17 protein-coding genes are annotated in these 17710 nt (G+C 34.4%); 4 read left to right on the forward strand and 13 right to left on the reverse strand.

Annotated features, from left to right (window positions below):
* Positions 1–210: 210 nt before the first annotated feature.
* The 3 genes from OZP15_RS03380 (at position 211) to hemW (ending at position 2944) form a co-directional block, all read left to right on the forward strand.
* Positions 211–1164 carry an alpha/beta hydrolase gene (locus OZP15_RS03380; RefSeq protein WP_281337010.1) on the forward strand — a complete coding sequence of 318 codons (954 nt, stop codon included), beginning with the start codon at positions 211–213 and terminating at the stop codon, positions 1162–1164.
* Positions 1165–1166: 2 nt separating this feature from the next.
* A complete protein-coding gene (gene ruvC, locus OZP15_RS03385) occupies positions 1167–1721 on the forward strand; it encodes a crossover junction endodeoxyribonuclease RuvC (RefSeq protein ID WP_269227077.1) in 555 nt (184 codons plus the stop codon).
* Positions 1722–1795: 74 nt separating this feature from the next.
* Entirely contained in the window at positions 1796–2944 is a 1149-nt protein-coding gene (gene hemW, locus OZP15_RS03390) for a radical SAM family heme chaperone HemW (RefSeq protein ID WP_281337011.1), read from the forward strand.
* A gap of 207 nt (positions 2945–3151) precedes the next feature.
* Here hemW and OZP15_RS03395 read toward each other — a convergent pair whose 3' ends face one another.
* Complete coding sequence (locus tag OZP15_RS03395) at positions 3152–4024, reverse strand: AraC family transcriptional regulator (RefSeq protein ID WP_281337012.1); 873 nt, start codon at positions 4022–4024, stop codon at positions 3152–3154.
* A gap of 281 nt (positions 4025–4305) precedes the next feature.
* On the opposite strand from OZP15_RS03395, the gene OZP15_RS03400 reads away from it, so the two are divergent.
* Entirely contained in the window at positions 4306–4890 is a 585-nt protein-coding gene (locus tag OZP15_RS03400; protein WP_281337013.1) for a T9SS type A sorting domain-containing protein, read from the forward strand.
* Positions 4891–4954: 64 nt separating this feature from the next.
* Here the strand turns inward: OZP15_RS03400 and OZP15_RS03405 are convergent, their stop codons facing one another.
* The 12 genes from OZP15_RS03405 to OZP15_RS03460 form a co-directional block, all read right to left on the reverse strand.
* Complete coding sequence (locus OZP15_RS03405) at positions 4955–5947, reverse strand: Gfo/Idh/MocA family protein (protein WP_281337014.1); 993 nt, start codon at positions 5945–5947, stop codon at positions 4955–4957.
* Positions 5948–5957: 10 nt separating this feature from the next.
* Entirely contained in the window at positions 5958–6839 is an 882-nt protein-coding gene (locus OZP15_RS03410) for a hypothetical protein (protein ID WP_269227080.1), read from the reverse strand.
* On the reverse strand, positions 6839–8272 hold the full coding sequence (locus OZP15_RS03415; RefSeq protein WP_269227081.1) for an MBOAT family O-acyltransferase: 1434 nt from the start codon (positions 8270–8272) through the stop codon (positions 6839–6841). Before OZP15_RS03415 ends, OZP15_RS03410 begins: the two co-directional genes overlap by 1 nt.
* A 78-nt stretch (positions 8273–8350) precedes the next feature.
* On the reverse strand, positions 8351–9742 hold the full coding sequence (locus OZP15_RS03420) for an NADH-quinone oxidoreductase subunit N (RefSeq protein WP_281337015.1): 1392 nt from the start codon (positions 9740–9742) through the stop codon (positions 8351–8353).
* A gap of 13 nt (positions 9743–9755) precedes the next feature.
* Positions 9756–11198: a complex I subunit 4 family protein gene (locus OZP15_RS03425; RefSeq protein ID WP_269227082.1), complete on the reverse strand. Its 1443-nt coding sequence runs from the start codon at positions 11196–11198 to the stop codon at positions 9756–9758.
* Between the two features lie 10 nt (positions 11199–11208).
* Entirely contained in the window at positions 11209–13089 is a 1881-nt protein-coding gene (gene nuoL / locus OZP15_RS03430) for an NADH-quinone oxidoreductase subunit L (RefSeq protein WP_281337016.1), read from the reverse strand.
* Positions 13090–13093: 4 nt separating this feature from the next.
* On the reverse strand, positions 13094–13414 hold the full coding sequence (nuoK, locus tag OZP15_RS03435; protein ID WP_269227083.1) for an NADH-quinone oxidoreductase subunit NuoK: 321 nt from the start codon (positions 13412–13414) through the stop codon (positions 13094–13096).
* Entirely contained in the window at positions 13414–13956 is a 543-nt protein-coding gene (locus OZP15_RS03440; protein WP_269227084.1) for an NADH-quinone oxidoreductase subunit J family protein, read from the reverse strand. Before OZP15_RS03440 ends, nuoK begins: the two co-directional genes overlap by 1 nt.
* Positions 13957–14502, reverse strand: a complete 546-nt coding sequence (locus tag OZP15_RS03445; RefSeq protein WP_281337017.1) for a NuoI/complex I 23 kDa subunit family protein — start codon at positions 14500–14502, stop codon at positions 13957–13959.
* A 95-nt stretch (positions 14503–14597) separates the two neighbouring features.
* Positions 14598–15650 carry an NADH-quinone oxidoreductase subunit NuoH gene (nuoH, locus tag OZP15_RS03450; RefSeq protein WP_269227086.1) on the reverse strand — a complete coding sequence of 351 codons (1053 nt, stop codon included), beginning with the start codon at positions 15648–15650 and terminating at the stop codon, positions 14598–14600.
* On the reverse strand, positions 15643–16698 hold the full coding sequence (locus tag OZP15_RS03455) for an NADH-quinone oxidoreductase subunit G (RefSeq protein WP_281337018.1): 1056 nt from the start codon (positions 16696–16698) through the stop codon (positions 15643–15645). Before OZP15_RS03455 ends, nuoH begins: the two co-directional genes overlap by 8 nt.
* A 38-nt stretch (positions 16699–16736) precedes the next feature.
* On the reverse strand, positions 16737–17705 hold the full coding sequence (locus OZP15_RS03460) for a hypothetical protein (protein ID WP_269227087.1): 969 nt from the start codon (positions 17703–17705) through the stop codon (positions 16737–16739).
* Between the last annotated feature and the right edge of the window lie 5 nt (positions 17706–17710).

Here is a 17710-nt window from a genome sequence, read left to right on the forward strand (position 1 = left end):
AATAATGATAGGGCAATATAATTCTTTTTCAAAATTAATCCATCCTATGCTGTCCTGTACTGTGCTGAAATTCTAAAATTCTGCTTCAAATATGATGCCGTTATTCCTTAAAAATTGAATCTAAATGTTATTAAAAAATAAATAGTGTAGGAACTGCAACAAAAGAATTAGATTTGTATGAGAATAAAACAATAGTAGAAATTAAAGAGTATGAAGAAAAATAGAGACCGAAAATTACTTATGATTTTTTTGTTTTTAGGAATAAGTATTTCCAGTTTTTCGCAAAATACAGTAATTCCGTTGTGGGATAAAATTCCTAATTCCATTGAATTGAAGGATTATAAAGAAGAAATGACTTATTTTAACGATGGTTCAATAAACGGAATTAGTAAAGTTTCTGAACCTACAGTAACGGTTTTTCTTGCCGATGCCAAAATAGCTAACGGAACCTCGGTAGTTATTTGTCCTGGAGGCGGATACCATCATTTGTCTATTAATAAAGAAGGATATAAAATCGCTCAATGGCTTAATACTTTAGGAATTTCTGCCTTTGTTTTGAAATACCGAATGCCGAGCGATTTGACGATGAAAGACAAAACAATTGGACCTTTGCAAGATGCTCAAGAAGCGTTGAGAACGGTAAGGCGTAATGCCGAAAAATGGAAATTAAATCCTGCGAAAATTGGGATTATAGGATTTTCGGCAGGAGGACATTTGGCTTCAACATTGGCGACACAATTCGATAAAAAAGTCTATGATTCTAAAGACAACACCAGTACTCGTCCCGATTTTTCGATTTTGATGTATCCCGTGATTTCGATGCAGGATGGAATTACGCACAAAGGTTCCAAAACGAATTTATTGGGCGAAAATCCGAGTGCAGCTTTGATAGAAAACTATTCGAATGAAAAACAGGTAAATGCAACAACTCCCAAAACATTTATCGTTCACGCCACCGATGACAAAGCGGTTCCTGTTGAAAATAGCATCAATTATTATCTAGCATTAAAACAGAATAAAATTCCAGTGGAAATTCATTTGTATGAAAATGGAGGTCACGGTTTTGGATTAGGCACGGATGGAACGAATAAAAACTGGTCGAAAGCCTGCGAAAATTGGTTGATTGCTAATGGATTTCTACCTAATATTTTAGCGACAAAATAATTATGGCAAACGAACGCATTATATTAGGAATCGACCCCGGAACTACGATTATGGGTTTTGGATTGATAAAAATTGTCAACAAGAAAATGGAATTTTTGCAACTCAACGAACTGCAATTGTCCAAATACGACAACCATTATCAAAAACTGAAAATCATTTTCGAACGCACCATCGAATTGATAGACACACATCATCCAGATGAAATTGCGATTGAAGCGCCTTTCTTTGGCAAAAATGTACAGTCGATGCTAAAGTTAGGAAGAGCGCAAGGCGTGGCAATGGCTGCGGGACTTTCGAGAGATATTCCCATCACGGAATACGAACCCAAGAAAATAAAAATGGCAATTACCGGAAACGGAAATGCCAGCAAAGAACAAGTAGCCAAAATGCTGCAACAATTATTAGGATTGAAAGAATTACCCAAAAATCTCGATTCCACCGATGGTTTGGCAGCTGCGGTTTGTCATTTTTTCAATTCCGGAAAAGTGGTGGGCGAGAAGAGTTATTCGGGTTGGGATGCTTTTGTGAAAAATAATGAAGAACGAATTAAGAAGTAGTGTTCAGTAATCAGTAATCAGTTTGCAGACTGACGACCACTGAATACTGACCACTGAATACTGACCACTATTTTATGAGCGGAATCTACATCCATATCCCTTTTTGCAAGCAGGCTTGCCATTACTGCGATTTTCATTTTTCGACTTCGATGAAGAAGAAAGACGAGATGGTTTTGGCTTTGGTCAAAGAAATTCAAATGCGTAAAAATGAGCTTCTCGACTGCGCTCGAAGTGACAACGATGAGGTTGTAGAAACGATTTATTTCGGTGGAGGAACGCCTTCTACATTGCAGATTGCAGATTGCAGGTTGTTGATTGATGAAGTGTATAAAAATTATAAAGTTTCTGAAAATCCAGAAATCACACTCGAAGCCAATCCCGATGATTTGTCGGAAACGTATTTAATGGAACTTTCGGAAATTGGAATTAACCGATTGTCAATCGGAATTCAATCTTTTTTTGAAGATGATTTACAGCTAATGAATCGTGCTCATAATTCGGTGGAAGCCAAAAAATGTTTGGAACTGGCGACTCAATATTTTGATAATATTTCTCTCGATTTGATTTATGGAATTCCGGGAATGAGTAATGAAAAGTGGAAACAAAACATCGAAACCGCTTTGTCTTTTGGTATTCCGCACATTTCGAGTTATGCTTTGACGGTGGAACCCAAAACGGCTTTGAACAAACTCATCCAAACCGGAAAAATTACCCAACCCAAAGACGAAGTTGCCGAGGAACATTTCCAGATTTTGGTCGAAACGCTAGAAGCGAATGGGTTCATACATTATGAATTATCGAATTTTGGTAAGGAGAATTACTTTTCGAAAAACAATTCGGCTTATTGGTTGGGGGAAAAATATATTGGGATTGGGCCTTCTGCTCACAGTTATGATGGTATTTCTCGAAGTTGGAATATTTCGAATAATGCGATCTATTTAAAATCTATTCAAGAAAATAAATTGCCTAATGAAATAGAAATTTTATCCAACACTGATCGGTATAACGAATATATTATGACGGGTTTGCGAACCATTTGGGGCGTTTCATTGAATAGAATTGAACAAGAATTTGGAAACGACTATTTAGACTATTTGCAAAAGCAATCCCAGAAATTTATAAAGGAAGATTTACTTTTTATTGAAAATAAGATTTTAAAACCCACTCCAAAGGGGAAATTTTTGACCGATGGAATAGCCAGTGATTTGTTTTATATAGAATAATTCTTTGGTAGCAATTCGAATTTTTTTAACACATAAGAAACATAGATCTATAAATTATAAAAAGGCGTTTCACTTTTTTTTTAGAAAACATTAGCTATGTGAACCCAAGAAATGGGCTATCGAATTCTTTTTTCTATGCTTCTATGCGTTTCAAATTTTTATAGTTACAATCAAAAATTTATAGCATAAATAAATTGCTTTAGGAAATCAATCTAAAACCGAACGCAACTCTTTGCGGTATTCCGAAGCAGTTTTACCGGTAAATTCATGAAATGATTTATTGAAATAACTAAAGTTGTTGAATCCACTTTCGAAACAAATTTCGGTAATGCTGATGGGTTTTTCTGCAAGCAGTTTTGAAGCGTGTACCAAACGATATTCGTTGACAAATTTGGTAAACGTTTTGTGGGTTACTTTTTTGAAGAATCGACAAAAAGAAGGAACCGTCATACTAACTAATTCAGCCACTTCATCCAGCGTAATAGGTTCTTGAAAATGATCTTTCACAAAATTAAAAACAGAGTTGATTTTGTCATTGTCCTGCATTGGCATTTCCATTGAGAAACCTTCGGCATTGAGCACCTTAAATTCTGTGGCTTGTTCCATTTCATTTAAAACCGAAAGTAAAGTCAGTAATCTTTCGAACGGGGCTTGATTTTCCATCAATTCTATTTTTTGTCCAATTCTATTTTTGGTTTCACCAATAAAAACTAAACCTGCTTTGGCTCGATTAAAGAGATGCTGGATGTTTTTCATTTCGGCAATTCCAAAAAAGTCAGCTCCAAGGAAGTTAGGCAGCATTTGAATTACCGTTTCTTTTTTGTTCCCTGTTTTTTCATCGGTAAAACCGCAATGTGGCAGATTGCTTCCTATGAGAATAACACATCCACGGGTATAGTAAGAAATATGGCTTCCTACTTGGCGTTTGCCCGCACCACCATTTACATAGACCAATTCGATTTCGGGATGGTAATGCCAAAAGTGGGATTTGTTGTTCGAATTTCCGCCATATTGTGTAAAAGTGAAGGAACTTCCAAAAGAGGGTTCTATTATTTTTAAGGTAGGTTGAATCTTTTTCATATATATAGGAGTTATTTATCAGAGGTCATATATGTTATCGCTTTTTTATTTATTGGTGTTTGCTTATGCAAACGGTTTGTTAATAGCGATTTCATATAGTCTCTGATTTAGAATCAATACAAAATTAACTAAAAATAACACAGAATTATCTTTTTTAACCTTAATCGTTTTCGTAAAAGGTAATATAGCATATAAATTGGAAAATAGAGCATCTTTGTGCATCAGTAAGTTGAGGTAAATTTGACTTAACAAAAATCATTGTTAACTTAAAATGAACAATTATGAAAAAGATTTCAAAATTTGGTTTGATGCTGGGAGTAGCATTATTAACTGTAAATATGAATGCTGGTACTGTTGATTCTGCATTAAGTGTAAAAGAAAAAAAGGTAACTTTTGTTTCTAATGAGATGGACAAAGTAGATTTATCTATTTATGATTCTGAAGGGAAATTACTCCATTCAGAAATGGTTGATGCCAAAAAAAATCCTGCAAGAACTTTTGATTTGAAAGCTTTGCCAGAGGGGACTTATTTTTTAGAAACAGAAACCGATGTGAAAGTTTCGAGATATAAAATTTCAGTTCTTGAAAAAACAGCATCATTATCGACTACTGTTGTTTCTGAAATTTATAAACCTGCGTTTGTAAACAAAAAAGGACTGATAATGGTAAGTATCTTGAATTTAGATAAATCTCCTGTGAATATCAAAATCTATGATAAAGCCAATAATGAGGTTTATGATAGTGATGTTCTTATGGAACAAGATGTGAAAAAGGTTTTTGATATCAACAATTTACTCGACGAAGAATATACTTTTGTGATGAGTTACAAAGACAAAACGTATAGCAAAACATTTGCGAGCAATTAATTTTAAGCCAATCGGGATTATGTAAAGAACAGCTCTACCTACTTAAGGGCTGTTTTTTTTATGTTTATAAATTACCTAAAATCTTATCCATCACCCAACTAGTTTGTACTGCTGAAGCATCAGCTGAAGGATGCTGGCTATTGCCTAAAAGATGTTCTCGAATTCGTTCTACGTGATGCAATTGCACGTTTTCAGGATGCTCGATAAACAGTTCCGTATCGCCTTCGTCATTGGAAAGTAGAATTGCTTCGTCTTCGAAAATAGAAAAGGTTATCTTTCCTTTACTTCCAGCAATTTCTACAATATCTTCTCGTTTAGGACTTCCAAAATTCCAATTGCCATTTCCTGTAACTCCTGATTCGTGAACCCAACAAGCTGTGATAGCATCTTTGGCAGAATACAATCCTTGTTGGTTCAAACTATAACCTGTAACGGCTGCGATGTCTCCCAAAAGAAAGGTGAATAAATTCAAACCGTGACTTGCCAAATCATCAAAATAACCACCTGGAGCTACTTTTGCATCCGTACGCCAATTGTATTCTTTTGACAAATCTTGTTCCGATGTGGTTTTAGTCAAATTCCATCGAATGGATCGTAGTTCTCCAATTTCATTATTGTCGAGCCAAGCTTTTATTTTTTCGAAACGAGGCAAAGTTCGTCTGTAATAAGCGGTAAATAATGGAATATTCTTTGCTTTGAAAGCTTCGTAAATTTCAAGACTTTCTTTGTAGCTCGGAGCTAATGGTTTTTCGATACAACAAATTTTTCCAGCAGTAGCTACTTTAAGTCCGTATAATTTATGAGTGTCTGGTGGAGTCGCAATATAAACAGCATCAATTTCAGGATCATTGATTAGTTCGTCAGCATCCGAATAATATTTACTAATGTTGTGTCTTTTAGCATAATCAGCAGCTTTTTCGGCATCTCGTCGCATCACGGCTTCGATTTTGAAACCTGCCGTTTTTTGATAGGCTGGACCGCTTTTTACTTCGGTTACATTCCCACATCCCAAGATTCCCCAACGGATTTTTTTTGTGTTTTCGGTGTTGTTTGCCATTTCAAATATTTTATTTTTTTTCGAAAAACCTATTGATAACTTCTGCTGTAAAAAGCCTCGCTCCCGCATCATTCATGTGTCCACAAGATGAGAAATATTGATCTCCTTGCACGACGTTTTCCAGATTGTGAATTTCTGGATAAATTTTGTTTGCTTTTTCAAAATAATCTAGTCCTTTCACATTGGTACACATAGGTGTCATTACAGTGATTAGATTGTAATTATTTTGTTGGCAAATTAGCTTGATTTCTTCGTAATATTTGTTGCGAATGGGTTTCAAAGCCCTAATGTCGTTCTTCATGTTTCCGGGTTTGTTGCTATTTAAAGGATGATAGCCCAAATTGTCTAAAATATTTGTGGGTTTACCCGTTGCCGTATTGTACATTTCACGAAAACCAATCAGCGCATCAAAATCGATATAGCGGTAAAAAGGAATATAATACAACTCATTAAAATTCTCCTGCTTCGAAAAATGATTTTTTATAATTTCAGAATGATGAATGTAAGGCAGGAATTTGCCAGCAATCATTTCGGATTCTTTTTCGTTACAAAGCCCTAAATCGGCTTCCAGGATTATGGTTTTGATTTTGTAATTACGTTCAGCCATTAGTTTCAACATTAGCGAAGCTTCAAATAAATGGGCGCCGCTCATTCCGTAATTGAAGGTTTTCAATCCTTTCTTTTCAAACAATTCGGGAACGAAATGATTATTGGCTCTGGAAGAACCTAAAATTACTACATCATAATTTTCAGCTTTCGAATTGAAAACCTTTTCTACTTTTCCACGATTGGAAGAATGTAAAAACACAGTTGTATATGCCCAATCTAGTATTACTAAAAATACTAGAATGATGAGTAATATTTTTGCTGTTACTATTAGAAATTTCTTCATTAGAATTGAAAATAAATGAATTCTTTATAATCTGCATACGTTCCCAAAGCAATAATCGCCAAGAGGCACAAACTCATTTTTAACCAGCTGTATTTTCCCGAAATAGGTTCTATTTTATAGCGGCTGTTCCATTCTACCAAAACAAAAGCTAGAACCAATAAAAGTAGTTCATAACTGTAGCGTTGGTTTTGAAGAAATTGTGAGGCGAAAGTTCCGTTGGTAAAAATTTTGCCAATGTAATCAAAAGCAATCTCAATGGTGTTTGCCCTGAAAAATATCCACGCCAAACACGATAAAATGAATGTTGACAAAATACTAAAGAACACTTTTATAGAATTGAAATCCCAATGCAATTCGGCAGTTTCCATATTATTTCGATTCGTTCCCAATAACAAAGATGGCAAGAAATATAAGGCATTAATAAATCCCCAGGCTACGAAAGTCCAATTGGCTCCGTGCCAAAAACCACTAACCACAAATATGATGAATACATTGCGTACTTGTTTGAGTTTGCTTCCACGGCTTCCGCCAAGAGGAATGTATAAATAATCCCGAAACCAGGAGGACAACGAAATGTGCCAGCGACGCCAAAACTCGGCAATGTCTCTTGAGAAATAGGGATAGTTGAAATTGCGTAACAAATCCAAACCAAATAATTTTGACATTCCCAAAGCCATATCTGAATAACCTGAAAAGTCGCCATAAATTTGGAACGCAAAATAGATTGCTCCTAAAATTAAGGACAAAGAATTCATTGAGGTGTAATTGTCAAAAATAGCATTGGCATAAGTGGCGCAAGTATCGGCAATGACTACTTTTTTGACCAATCCCCAAATAATTTGATAAATGCCTTCTTTGGCTTTTTCGAAATCGAAGTTTCTTTTTGTTTTAAGATGAGGTAATAAATGTGTGGCTCTTTCGATTGGACCCGCCACCAAAAGTGGAAAGTAGCTCACGAATAAGGCATAATCAACCACGTTTTTCTCGGCGTTTATTCTTTTGTAATAAATGTCAATTACATACGACAAACCGTGAAAAGTATAGAAAGAAATCCCAACAGGAAGAATTAAGTCAAGTAAAAGCGGACTAGATTGTAATCCAATATTAGTTAATGCTTCTGCTAAAGATGTTGCAAAAAAGTTATAGTATTTGAAGATTCCCAAAAAACCAAGATTGAAAATTATACTCAACCAAAACCAAAATTTACGAGTTGTTTCTTTATTGCTTTTTTCGATTTGGATTCCAGTGAAATAACACAGAAGAGTCGAGAACAACAATAATAATAAGAAATACTTATTCCAGCAAGAGTAAAAATAATAACTAGCAACTACTAAAAAGGCATTTTGCGTGCTTTTAGAATAACTAAAAACAAACCAATAGAGTAGAAAAACTATAGGTAGAAAAACAGCAAATGTTAGCGAGTTAAAAAACATAGTTGTAGTTGTATAATGAAGACAAAAACCATCAAAATTGCTCTTGATGGTTTTGTGAATTTTATTTTCTATTTAGAATTATCCCAATAAATCCAACACTGCCGAAGGGAATAAGCCTAAAGCAATATTCAAGAGGATGGCAATAATGGCTACTGCATAAAAAACAAAAGGGGTTTTTGCTACTTCTTCGTTTGGCTCTTTTGAATACATTGCTAAAATCAACTTGAAATAATAACCAACACTTATGATAGAGTTGATTACTCCAGCGATAACTACTACCAAATATCCTGCTTCAATCACTTGGTTGAATAAAAATAATTTGGCAAAAAATCCGGCAAATATTGGTATTCCAGCCATTGAAAGTAAAGCTGCAGTAAGTACTGCTGCCATCAATGGATTCTTTTTACCTAATCCGTTGAAGTTTTCGATGTCTTCGTTATCTCTATTTTTACAAACGTATAAAATCACAGTAAAAGCAGCAATCCCAGCCAATGAATAAGCCGAAGCATAATACAATAAACTTGCAGATGAATTTTGGATACTCAACAAAGTCATCAACATAAAACCAGCGTGTGAAATTCCAGAGAAAGCCAGCATTCGTTTTACGTTATTTTGTTTCAACGCCATAATATTTCCAACAGTCATCGATGCGATAGCAATCACAACAATAATGATTTTGAAAGCTTCTAGAAGATCTTGGTTTTCTAAAGATGGAATTAAATTCAGTTCTATGATTAATTTATAAAGTGTGGCAACGGCTATTACTTTTACCAATGTACTCATGGTTGCAGTTGTCAAAGCTGGAGAACCTTCATAAACATCTGGAGCCCAAAAGTGGAATGGTACAGCAGCAATTTTGAAAAGCATTCCGATTGTCATCAAAATCATTCCGATAGGGAACCAAACAGGCAATTCGGCAGATAAGGAGCTTTCGCTTATTTCGATAACATCAAAACTTCCCATAGCGCCATAAACCAAACAAATTCCGAATAATATGATTCCTGAAGCAAAAGATCCCATTAGAAAATATTTCATACCTGCTTCGTTACTTTTTATATTCATTCTGTTACTAGCAGCAAGAACATAAAGGGAAATGGATAAAATTTCAATTCCGATAAAGAACATAGCTAAATTTCCAAACGAAACCATGGCTACTCCACCTGCTAACAAAAATATTTTTATGGCAATAAAATCGGAGATTTTAGTGGAATGATTTTCGTAGAAATCGTGTGCTAAAGCTATTAATAAAATAGCAAGAACAATAAACAATGAAGAAAATGCAGTCGAAAATTTACTTACCACAATCATATTGTTGTAATAAGTTTGTGGAGTATTAAATTCAGATACTGTTAATCCAAGGATGGCCAATAATCCAATAATGGTTACGGGAACAATACCTTTTCTAAAATTTAAAATTTCAAATAAAAGGCATAAAACACCTAATCCTGTTATAGCTATTAATGTATTCATTTTTTTATTTGACTTATTTATATCTATTAATTTCTATTATAATATTTTCGAGACTTGGTGTTATTAAATCTATAATTGGTTTTGGATACAAACCAAAGAAGAATAATACTGCGATGATGCTTACCAAAGTTAAACCTTCGTTGAATGTTACGTCTTTAAATATTTTGGTATTTGTTTCGCCCAACATTACGTGTTGGAACATTCTCAACATATAATAAGCTCCCAAGATTATTGTTGTTCCTCCAAGTACAGCAAACCAAATGTTTATTTGCGAAAGACTGTAAAGCACTGTAAATTCTCCGATAAAGTTAAAAGTAAGCGGTAAAGCAACAGACGCTAAAACTAAAATTAAAAATAGTGAAGTGAATATTGGTGATTGGGTACGAATACCACCCATTTCGGCAATTTTTCTGGTTTGGAATCTTCGGTGAATAATTTGCGCTGTGTAGAATAAACCAACCACCACAAAACCGTGCGCTATCATTTGTAAAACAGCACCACGCAATCCATCTAGTGTTAGAGTATAAATTCCAGCCGCAATTAATCCAACGTGTGCCAAAGAAGAATAAGCCAATAATTTTTTCAAATCATTTTGTCTCAATGCCACGATTGAACCATAGATTACACCAGCAAGTCCAAGTCCAATGAAAACATACATATATTCTTTTGCAGCCAATGGCGCTAGAGGTAATTGCCAACGAATAACGCTGTACAATCCCATTTTTAGCATAATCCCAGAAAGTAGCATCGTTCCAGCAGTTGGTGCTTTTTGATATACTTTTGCTTGCCAAGTATGAAAAGGAATCAATGGAATTTTGATAGCATAAGCCAAGAAGAAAGCCATGAATATCCAAAATTGTTCTGTTTCAGACAATGGAACTCTTAATAATTGAGAGATTAAAAAAGTACCTGTTTTTTGGTACAAATAAATAAACGCAACCAACATAAATAGCGAACCAGCGAGTGTATAAATAAAGAATTTCACCACTGCTTTTTTGCGTTCTTCTACATAGCCATTACCCCAAATCAAAGCGATGAAGTAAATAGGGATTAAAGCAAGTTCCCAGAAAATATAATACAATAATCCGTCAGTTGCAAGGAAAGTTCCTGCCATAGCGAAAGACATAAATAGTATCAAACTATAATACGCTTTTGCATTTTTATAGTCATTTCCAAAAGAAGAAAATATAATGATAGGAGTCAAAGCAGTTGTAAGCAGAAGCATTGCCATAGTGATACCATCTGCATAGAAGGATAGATAAACTGTTGGTTTTGTTATCCAGAGTTTAAAAAAACTAATTTCTATTCCTGCATTGAAATGACTCAATAAACAGATTGCACTTCCAAAAGCAGCCAAACTAAAAAGTAAAGCAATTTTTGAAGCCCATTTATCGCCCGAAAAATAAGTAGCCAATGCGCCAACTAATAGTATAATTAATAGGGTAGTTACATCCATTAGGTAAAAATTATTGTAAAAATAAATAAGTTAATATGGCAATAACGCCTAAAACAAATACGGAAAGATACAAACCAACACTTCCGTTATGTATTCTTTTTCCATAGAAAGCAATTCCGTTTGTTGCTGTTCCTAATCCTAAAACGAGTTTAGTTAATGTTGTTTCTACTTTATCTCTAAAGAAACTAGATAGTACATTGATTGGTTTTACAAAAACTGATTCGTATACTTCATCAACATAATATTTGTTGTATAAAACTTTAGAAAACCCTGTAATTTCAGTATCCTCACTTGGAATTGTATTGTCTTTTAAGTATTTTTTGTAAGCAATTGCAATTCCAACAATAGCACCAATGGTAGCAACTGCCATCAACATATATTCGGTACTTCCTAAAGTGTGGACCTCGTGAGCTTCTTTTGAAAATAATGGTGCTAAATAATGGTTCAACCAACTGTGTCCAGGTAAACTAATGATTCCACCAAAGAAAGATAAAATCGCCAAAATAATTAAAGGAACAGTAATTAAACTTGGGCTTTCGTGCAAATGATGTTTTTGTTCTTCGGTTCCTCTAAAATCGTTAAAGAAAGTTAGATATATTAATCTAAACATATAGAAAGCAGTCATGATTGAAGCAATCGAACCCACTATCCACAAAACTTTGCTTTCGTGAAAAGCCACCATCAAAATTTCGTCTTTTGACCAAAATCCTGCTAATGGGAATATTCCAGCAATGGCTAATGAAGCAATTAACATAGTGATAAAAGTAATGGGCATTGCTTTTTTCAAACCACCCATTTTGCGCATATCTTGTTCGCCGTGTAATCCATGAATTACTGATCCAGAACCCAAGAACAAACAAGCTTTGAAGAAAGCGTGCGTGATTACATGGAAAACCGCCACTTCATAAGCACCCAAACCTAAAGCCAAAAACATTAATCCCAATTGTGAAACAGTAGAATATGCCAATACTTTTTTGATGTCATTTTGAACCAAAGCAATCGTTGCAGCAACCAAAGCAGTAAGTGCTCCAACAACAGCAATAATTTCCTGAACACTTGGAGCTAAATCGAACAAGAAATTCAATCTCGTCAACATAAAAATACCAGCCGTAACCATCGTTGCAGCGTGAATCAATGCCGAAACTGGCGTTGGTCCAGCCATGGCATCAGGCAACCAAGTATATAATGGAATTTGAGCTGATTTTCCAGATGCTCCAATGAATAAGGCAAAGGCTGCAACAGGAATCCATAAACTATCTGTATTTGTTCCAGAAGCGATTAGTGTTTTTAAGGAAGTAAAATCCAAAGTGCTGAATACAGAACCCACAATGAATATTCCAATTAAAAATCCTAAATCTCCAATTCTGTTCATGATAAAGGCTTTTTTGGCAGCATCATTAAAATCTTGGTTTTTGTACCAAAATCCAATCAATAAATAGGAGCAAAGACCAACGCCTTCCCAACCAATGAACATCATTAGCAAGTTGCTTCCCATTACTAAAGTAATCATGAAGAAGATGAAGAGGTTCAAATAGCCAAAAAAGTAATGTGTTTTCTCGTCATCGTGCATATAACTGATGGAATATAAATGAATCAAAGATCCAATTCCGGTTACAAACATCAACCATAGTATAGACAATTGGTCTAAAAGAAAACCAAATTTCACATCAAATTTTTCTATCGAAATCCAGTCAAATAAATTAATAGAAATAGCTTCCTGGGTTTGGTTTATTTGAAGGAAAAAATATAACGTCACAGCAAACGAAACCGCAACGGAAAGTGTTCCCACAATGCCAACGCTATTTTTTCCAGCTTTTTTACCTAGAAAAATATTAAATAAAAACCCTAAAAAAGGAGCTAATAGTAGCACTAAAACTAAATTGGTATCCATTAAATTATCCTTTTAAGTTTTTTAAATTTCCAACATCAATTGTATGCAAGTTTCTAAAAATCGAAACTAAAATTGCCAATCCAACAGCCACTTCTGCCGCAGCAACTGCCATCGAGAAGAATACGAAAACTTGTCCTTGTGCATCTTGATGGTAAGTTGAAAATGCTACAAACAATAGATTAACAGCGTTCAACATGATTTCAATTGACATAAATACGATAATGGCATTTCGTCTGTACAACACTCCAAAAACGCCAATACAAAAAAGTATCACGCTCAAGAAGATGTAATTTTCGATACCCACTTGATTCAAAATATTACTCATTATTTCTTCTCTATTTTTTCTTTTTTAGACAATAAAACGGCTCCAATCATTGCTACTAAAAGTAGAATTGATGCAAATTCAAAAGGAACCATATACTCATTCAACAGTACTTTGCCCAATACTTTAATGGATTGGAAATCTTCTCCAGTTGTTGGATATTCTCCAACAATTGGTTTCGAATTGATGAACATTGTAATCAAAACTACACACATTGTGCAAAACAAAACGATAGCACCCAAGCGAGTTACTCTAGGTTTGTAAACTTCATTTTCTTTGTTGAGGTTCATTAACATTAAAGTAAATACAATCAAGATCATAATCGCACCGATGTAAACAATCAAGTTTACCAATGCCAAAAACTGTGCATTCAACAGTAAATAATGTCCTGAAATGGTAGAGAAACAAACCACTAAATAAATAGCACTATGCATTGGTTTTCTACTGTAAATAGTCATAAAAGCTGTAAACAATGTGATAACAGCAAGGATACAGAATAGTATTTGTATTGGTGTTGCATTTGCAATATCTGGAATACGTATCATTTAGTTAACAGTTTTAAGTTGAGCATTTCTTGTTGCCATTTCTAAAGGCATCACCAATTTGTCTTTTCCGAAAATGAAATCTTCTCTGTTATAACTTGCAGGTACTAATTCTTTAGAAATAGTCAAATAAATAGCGTCTTTTGGACAAGCTTCCTCACACAATCCGCAAAAAATACAACGTAACATGTTGATTTCATATATCGAAGCATATTTTTCCTCACGGTACAAATGTTTTTCATTTGGTTTGCGTTCTTCAGCTTTCATGGTGATAGCTTCTGCAGGGCAGGATAATGCACATAATCCACAGGCTGTACAGTTTTCACGACCTTGTTCATCACGTTTCAGCATGTGCTGACCACGATATACCGGACTCATTTCACGTACTTGCTCCGGATATTGAATCGTGGCTTTTCTCATGAATAAATGCTTCAGTGTTATCCATAAGCCTTTGAATATGGCTATAAGATACATTCGTTCCAAAAAAGTCATCTCCTTGTTAGAGACTACTTTTTTTCTTCCAGAAAGTGATATTTCTTGTATTGACATTTTTTCTTTTTTTTGAAGCTTAATCCTGCTATTCGTTTCTCCAGATGAAAAATTGAGATGCACTACTAGGCAGGGCTGGGTATTTCGTAATCTAATTAAAATCCTAAATAAGTGGCTATTTCTCCTTTCAACAGCACAATTCCAGTAATGATAATATTTGCAATCGATAATGGAATTAGTATTTTCCAGCCTAAATTCATTAATTGATCGTATCTGAATCTTGGGATAGTCCAACGTACCCACATATAAAAGAAGATAAAACCACAAAGCTTAATAAACAAAGCTATAATTCCTAATGTGTTTCCAATATTTACTCCCCAGTTTTCGACAACCCAACTCATTCCTGGATAGTTATATCCTCCGAAGAATAAAACTGCTAAAAGGGTAGAAGAAACAAACATATTTGCATATTCAGCAAATAAATAGAATCCCATTTTCATTGAGGAATACTCGGTGTGGTAACCTCCAATTAATTCGGTTTCACATTCTGCTAAATCAAAAGGAGTTCTGTTGGTTTCTGCAAAAGCACAAATCAAAAAGATTAAAAAGGATAAAGGCTGATAGAAAACATTCCAGTTCATTCCTGCTTGTTGGGCTGAAATTTCTTTTAGACTTAAAGTTCCTGTCATCATTAACAAAGCCACTATTGATAATCCCATAGCAACTTCATACGAAACCATTTGAGAGGCAGCACGAATCGCTCCCATCAAAGAGAATTTATTATTAGATGCCCATCCACCAATCATAATTCCGTAAACACCCAAAGAAACTATACCGAAAACATACAAAATAGCTACATCAATATCAGTAGCCTGTAATAAAATGTCTTTTCCAAAAAGATGGAAACGGTCTCCCCATGGGATAACAGCACTCGTCATCAAAGCCGTTGCCATTGCAATTCCGGGACCTACAACAAATAAAATTCTATTAGGGGTATTAGGAGTAAATTCTTCTTTTGAAAATAATTTTAATCCATCAGCTAGAGGTTGCAATAATCCACCCCAACCAGCACGGTTTGGTCCAATTCTGTCCTGTAGAAAGGCTGCTACTTTTCTTTCTGCCCAAGTAGAATACATTGCCATAAGCATGGTTACAGCAAAAACAACAAGAATTACAATACTTTTTTCTATAACAAAGGCACTATCCATTTTTTGTAGTATTTACTGGGTTACCATCTATTTTTTCATTATAATCAATCTCGGACATACTGATTTTTTTTCTGTCTTTTTCTCTACCTAAAAGAATAGTTTCTTCGGTATTGATAACCACTTTTTCTAATTTTTTGGTGTAATTGTTTTGATTGATTACAGAATCTTTTTCAAAAGCTCTTGGCCCTTCAATTACCCAGTCATTCACATCTTTTTTATCAAAACGACAAGTGTTACAAATAAAATCTTCTACTTCGTGGTATTCGTCTTTTCTTCCTGTAACTCTCTGAATTTCGTTTCCAAACATCCAAACAGTTGTTTTTCCGCAACATCCTGGAGTAGTACATTCTCTGTGTGCGTTGAATGGTTTGTTAAACCAAACTCTCGATTTGAATCGGAACGTTTTGTCAGTCAAAGCACCAACCGGGCACACATCAATCATATTGCCTGAAAACTCATTGTCGATAGCTTTAGAAATACAAGTTGAAATATTCGAATGATCACCTCTGTCCATCACTCCATGTACTCGGTTGTCTGTCAATTGATCAGCAACCATAACACAACGATAACACAGAATACAACGATTCATGTGCAATTGAATATTTGGACCAATATCTTCCGGTTCGAAAGTTCTTTTTTCTTCAATAAAACGGGATTCGGATTTTCCGTGTTCGAAACTTAAATTCTGCAAATCACATTCTCCTGCCTGATCACAAACCGGACAATCCAAAGGATGGTTAATCAACAAGAATTCCGTCACCGATTTTCTTGCTTCCTGCACTCTTGGCGAAGATTTGCTGTTCACTTCCATTCCGTCCTGACACCCTGTTACACAAGAAGCCATCAATTTTGGCATTGGTCTTGGGTCGGCTTCACTTCCTTTGGCTACTTCAACCAAACAGCAACGGCATTTTCCACCGCTTCCTTTTAACTTAGAATAATAGCACATCGCTGGCGGAACTACTTCTCCTCCAATCATTCTGGCTGCTTGCAGGATTGTTGTTCCTGGTTCTACCTCTATTGCTTGACCGTCTATGGTTACTTTCATTATCAAAAGATATTTTGAAATATTTATTTTAACTTAAATTACTTCTTTGCTATTACTTTGCTCAAATCTTTTAAATCTCCTGATTTGATATTATAGGAGGCAGGAGTATATACAGAGTATACAATTTCTCCAGTTTGAGAATTAATTACACTAACATATTTGTCCGTAGAACTCTTTATATATTGTAAATAATAAAAAACAGAATCATCATTTAGAATTTTTTTATTTAAATCCGTAGACGATACAATTTCATATTTGAATTTATAATCATTTAATATGTCTTTTGTATCATGTTTTTTTGATTCATCACCTGTAAACATATTAAATTTTGTAAAAATATAATCAGGGATATATAAAGTCTCCTTGTTTAATTTTTTTAGTTCATTAGCATTTACAATCTCTGAAAATAATCTTTTTTCTGTTCCTTTATTAAGGTAAGAAACCATATTTTGAATGTGGTTTTTAAATAGACCAAGTCCCCAATTTCTGATATGTCCATCAGCGTCATAATCGGTTTTGTAAAGATTACTCGGCATCATTAATGTTGGGAAATCTGTAAATAACTCTAATCTTGAAATTTGCGTTTTGTCTTTTTCCTTAAAATCTTTAGCATCTTGACTTTTTCCTAAAAATTTATCGCTACATTTCCATAGTTCTAAATAAATATGGGTGTGGCTATAATCAACTCCAAAACCTCGACCTCCGCTATAGATTGTATGAGAATTTACATCTGTCACATATCCTCCAATTGTTAAAAATGAACTTTTACTATTCAAATATTTATAAATATCGGAATATTCAATGAATTCAATTTTAGAAATTGTCCAATATTTTTGAAAAATAGCTGCGTATTCTTTTGCAATTACAGAATTTGGATCTTTCATTGCAATATAAGTCGTAGTATTTTTAATTTTATTAATTTCATCAGCATTAGAGACAGAAATCTGCGCCTTGCTAACAAAACTTATAAATAGAAATAAAAAAGCTAATCTTATCTTAATAGTCATATTTA

The sequence above is a fragment of the Flavobacterium eburneipallidum genome, from assembly GCF_027111355.2.
Classification (GTDB): Bacteria; Bacteroidota; Bacteroidia; order Flavobacteriales; family Flavobacteriaceae; genus Flavobacterium; species Flavobacterium eburneipallidum.

What these genes read in the sequence shown, in the direction of transcription:
- nuoK (WP_269227083.1), bottom strand. Translation starts at nt 13,414, where the DNA reads ATGAGTAATATTTTGAATCAAGTGGGTATCGAAAATTACATCTTCTTG.
- OZP15_RS03445 (WP_281337017.1), bottom strand. Translation starts at nt 14,502, where the DNA reads ATGTCAATACAAGAAATATCACTTTCTGGAAGAAAAAAAGTAGTCTCT.
- OZP15_RS03410 (WP_269227080.1), bottom strand. Translation starts at nt 6,839, where the DNA reads ATGAAGAAATTTCTAATAGTAACAGCAAAAATATTACTCATCATTCTA.
- ruvC (WP_269227077.1), top strand. Translation starts at nt 1,167, where the DNA reads ATGGCAAACGAACGCATTATATTAGGAATCGACCCCGGAACTACGATT.
- OZP15_RS03440 (WP_269227084.1), bottom strand. Translation starts at nt 13,956, where the DNA reads ATGATACGTATTCCAGATATTGCAAATGCAACACCAATACAAATACTA.
- OZP15_RS03405 (WP_281337014.1), bottom strand. Translation starts at nt 5,947, where the DNA reads ATGGCAAACAACACCGAAAACACAAAAAAAATCCGTTGGGGAATCTTG.
- OZP15_RS03420 (WP_281337015.1), bottom strand. Translation starts at nt 9,742, where the DNA reads ATGAATACATTAATAGCTATAACAGGATTAGGTGTTTTATGCCTTTTA.
- OZP15_RS03395 (WP_281337012.1), bottom strand. Translation starts at nt 4,024, where the DNA reads ATGAAAAAGATTCAACCTACCTTAAAAATAATAGAACCCTCTTTTGGA.
- nuoL (WP_281337016.1), bottom strand. Translation starts at nt 13,089, where the DNA reads ATGGATACCAATTTAGTTTTAGTGCTACTATTAGCTCCTTTTTTAGGG.
- hemW (WP_281337011.1), top strand. Translation starts at nt 1,796, where the DNA reads ATGAGCGGAATCTACATCCATATCCCTTTTTGCAAGCAGGCTTGCCAT.
- OZP15_RS03425 (WP_269227082.1), bottom strand. Translation starts at nt 11,198, where the DNA reads ATGGATGTAACTACCCTATTAATTATACTATTAGTTGGCGCATTGGCT.
- OZP15_RS03415 (WP_269227081.1), bottom strand. Translation starts at nt 8,272, where the DNA reads ATGTTTTTTAACTCGCTAACATTTGCTGTTTTTCTACCTATAGTTTTT.
- OZP15_RS03400 (WP_281337013.1), top strand. Translation starts at nt 4,306, where the DNA reads ATGAAAAAGATTTCAAAATTTGGTTTGATGCTGGGAGTAGCATTATTA.
- OZP15_RS03460 (WP_269227087.1), bottom strand. Translation starts at nt 17,705, where the DNA reads ATGACTATTAAGATAAGATTAGCTTTTTTATTTCTATTTATAAGTTTT.
- OZP15_RS03455 (WP_281337018.1), bottom strand. Translation starts at nt 16,698, where the DNA reads ATGAAAGTAACCATAGACGGTCAAGCAATAGAGGTAGAACCAGGAACA.
- OZP15_RS03380 (WP_281337010.1), top strand. Translation starts at nt 211, where the DNA reads ATGAAGAAAAATAGAGACCGAAAATTACTTATGATTTTTTTGTTTTTA.
- nuoH (WP_269227086.1), bottom strand. Translation starts at nt 15,650, where the DNA reads ATGGATAGTGCCTTTGTTATAGAAAAAAGTATTGTAATTCTTGTTGTT.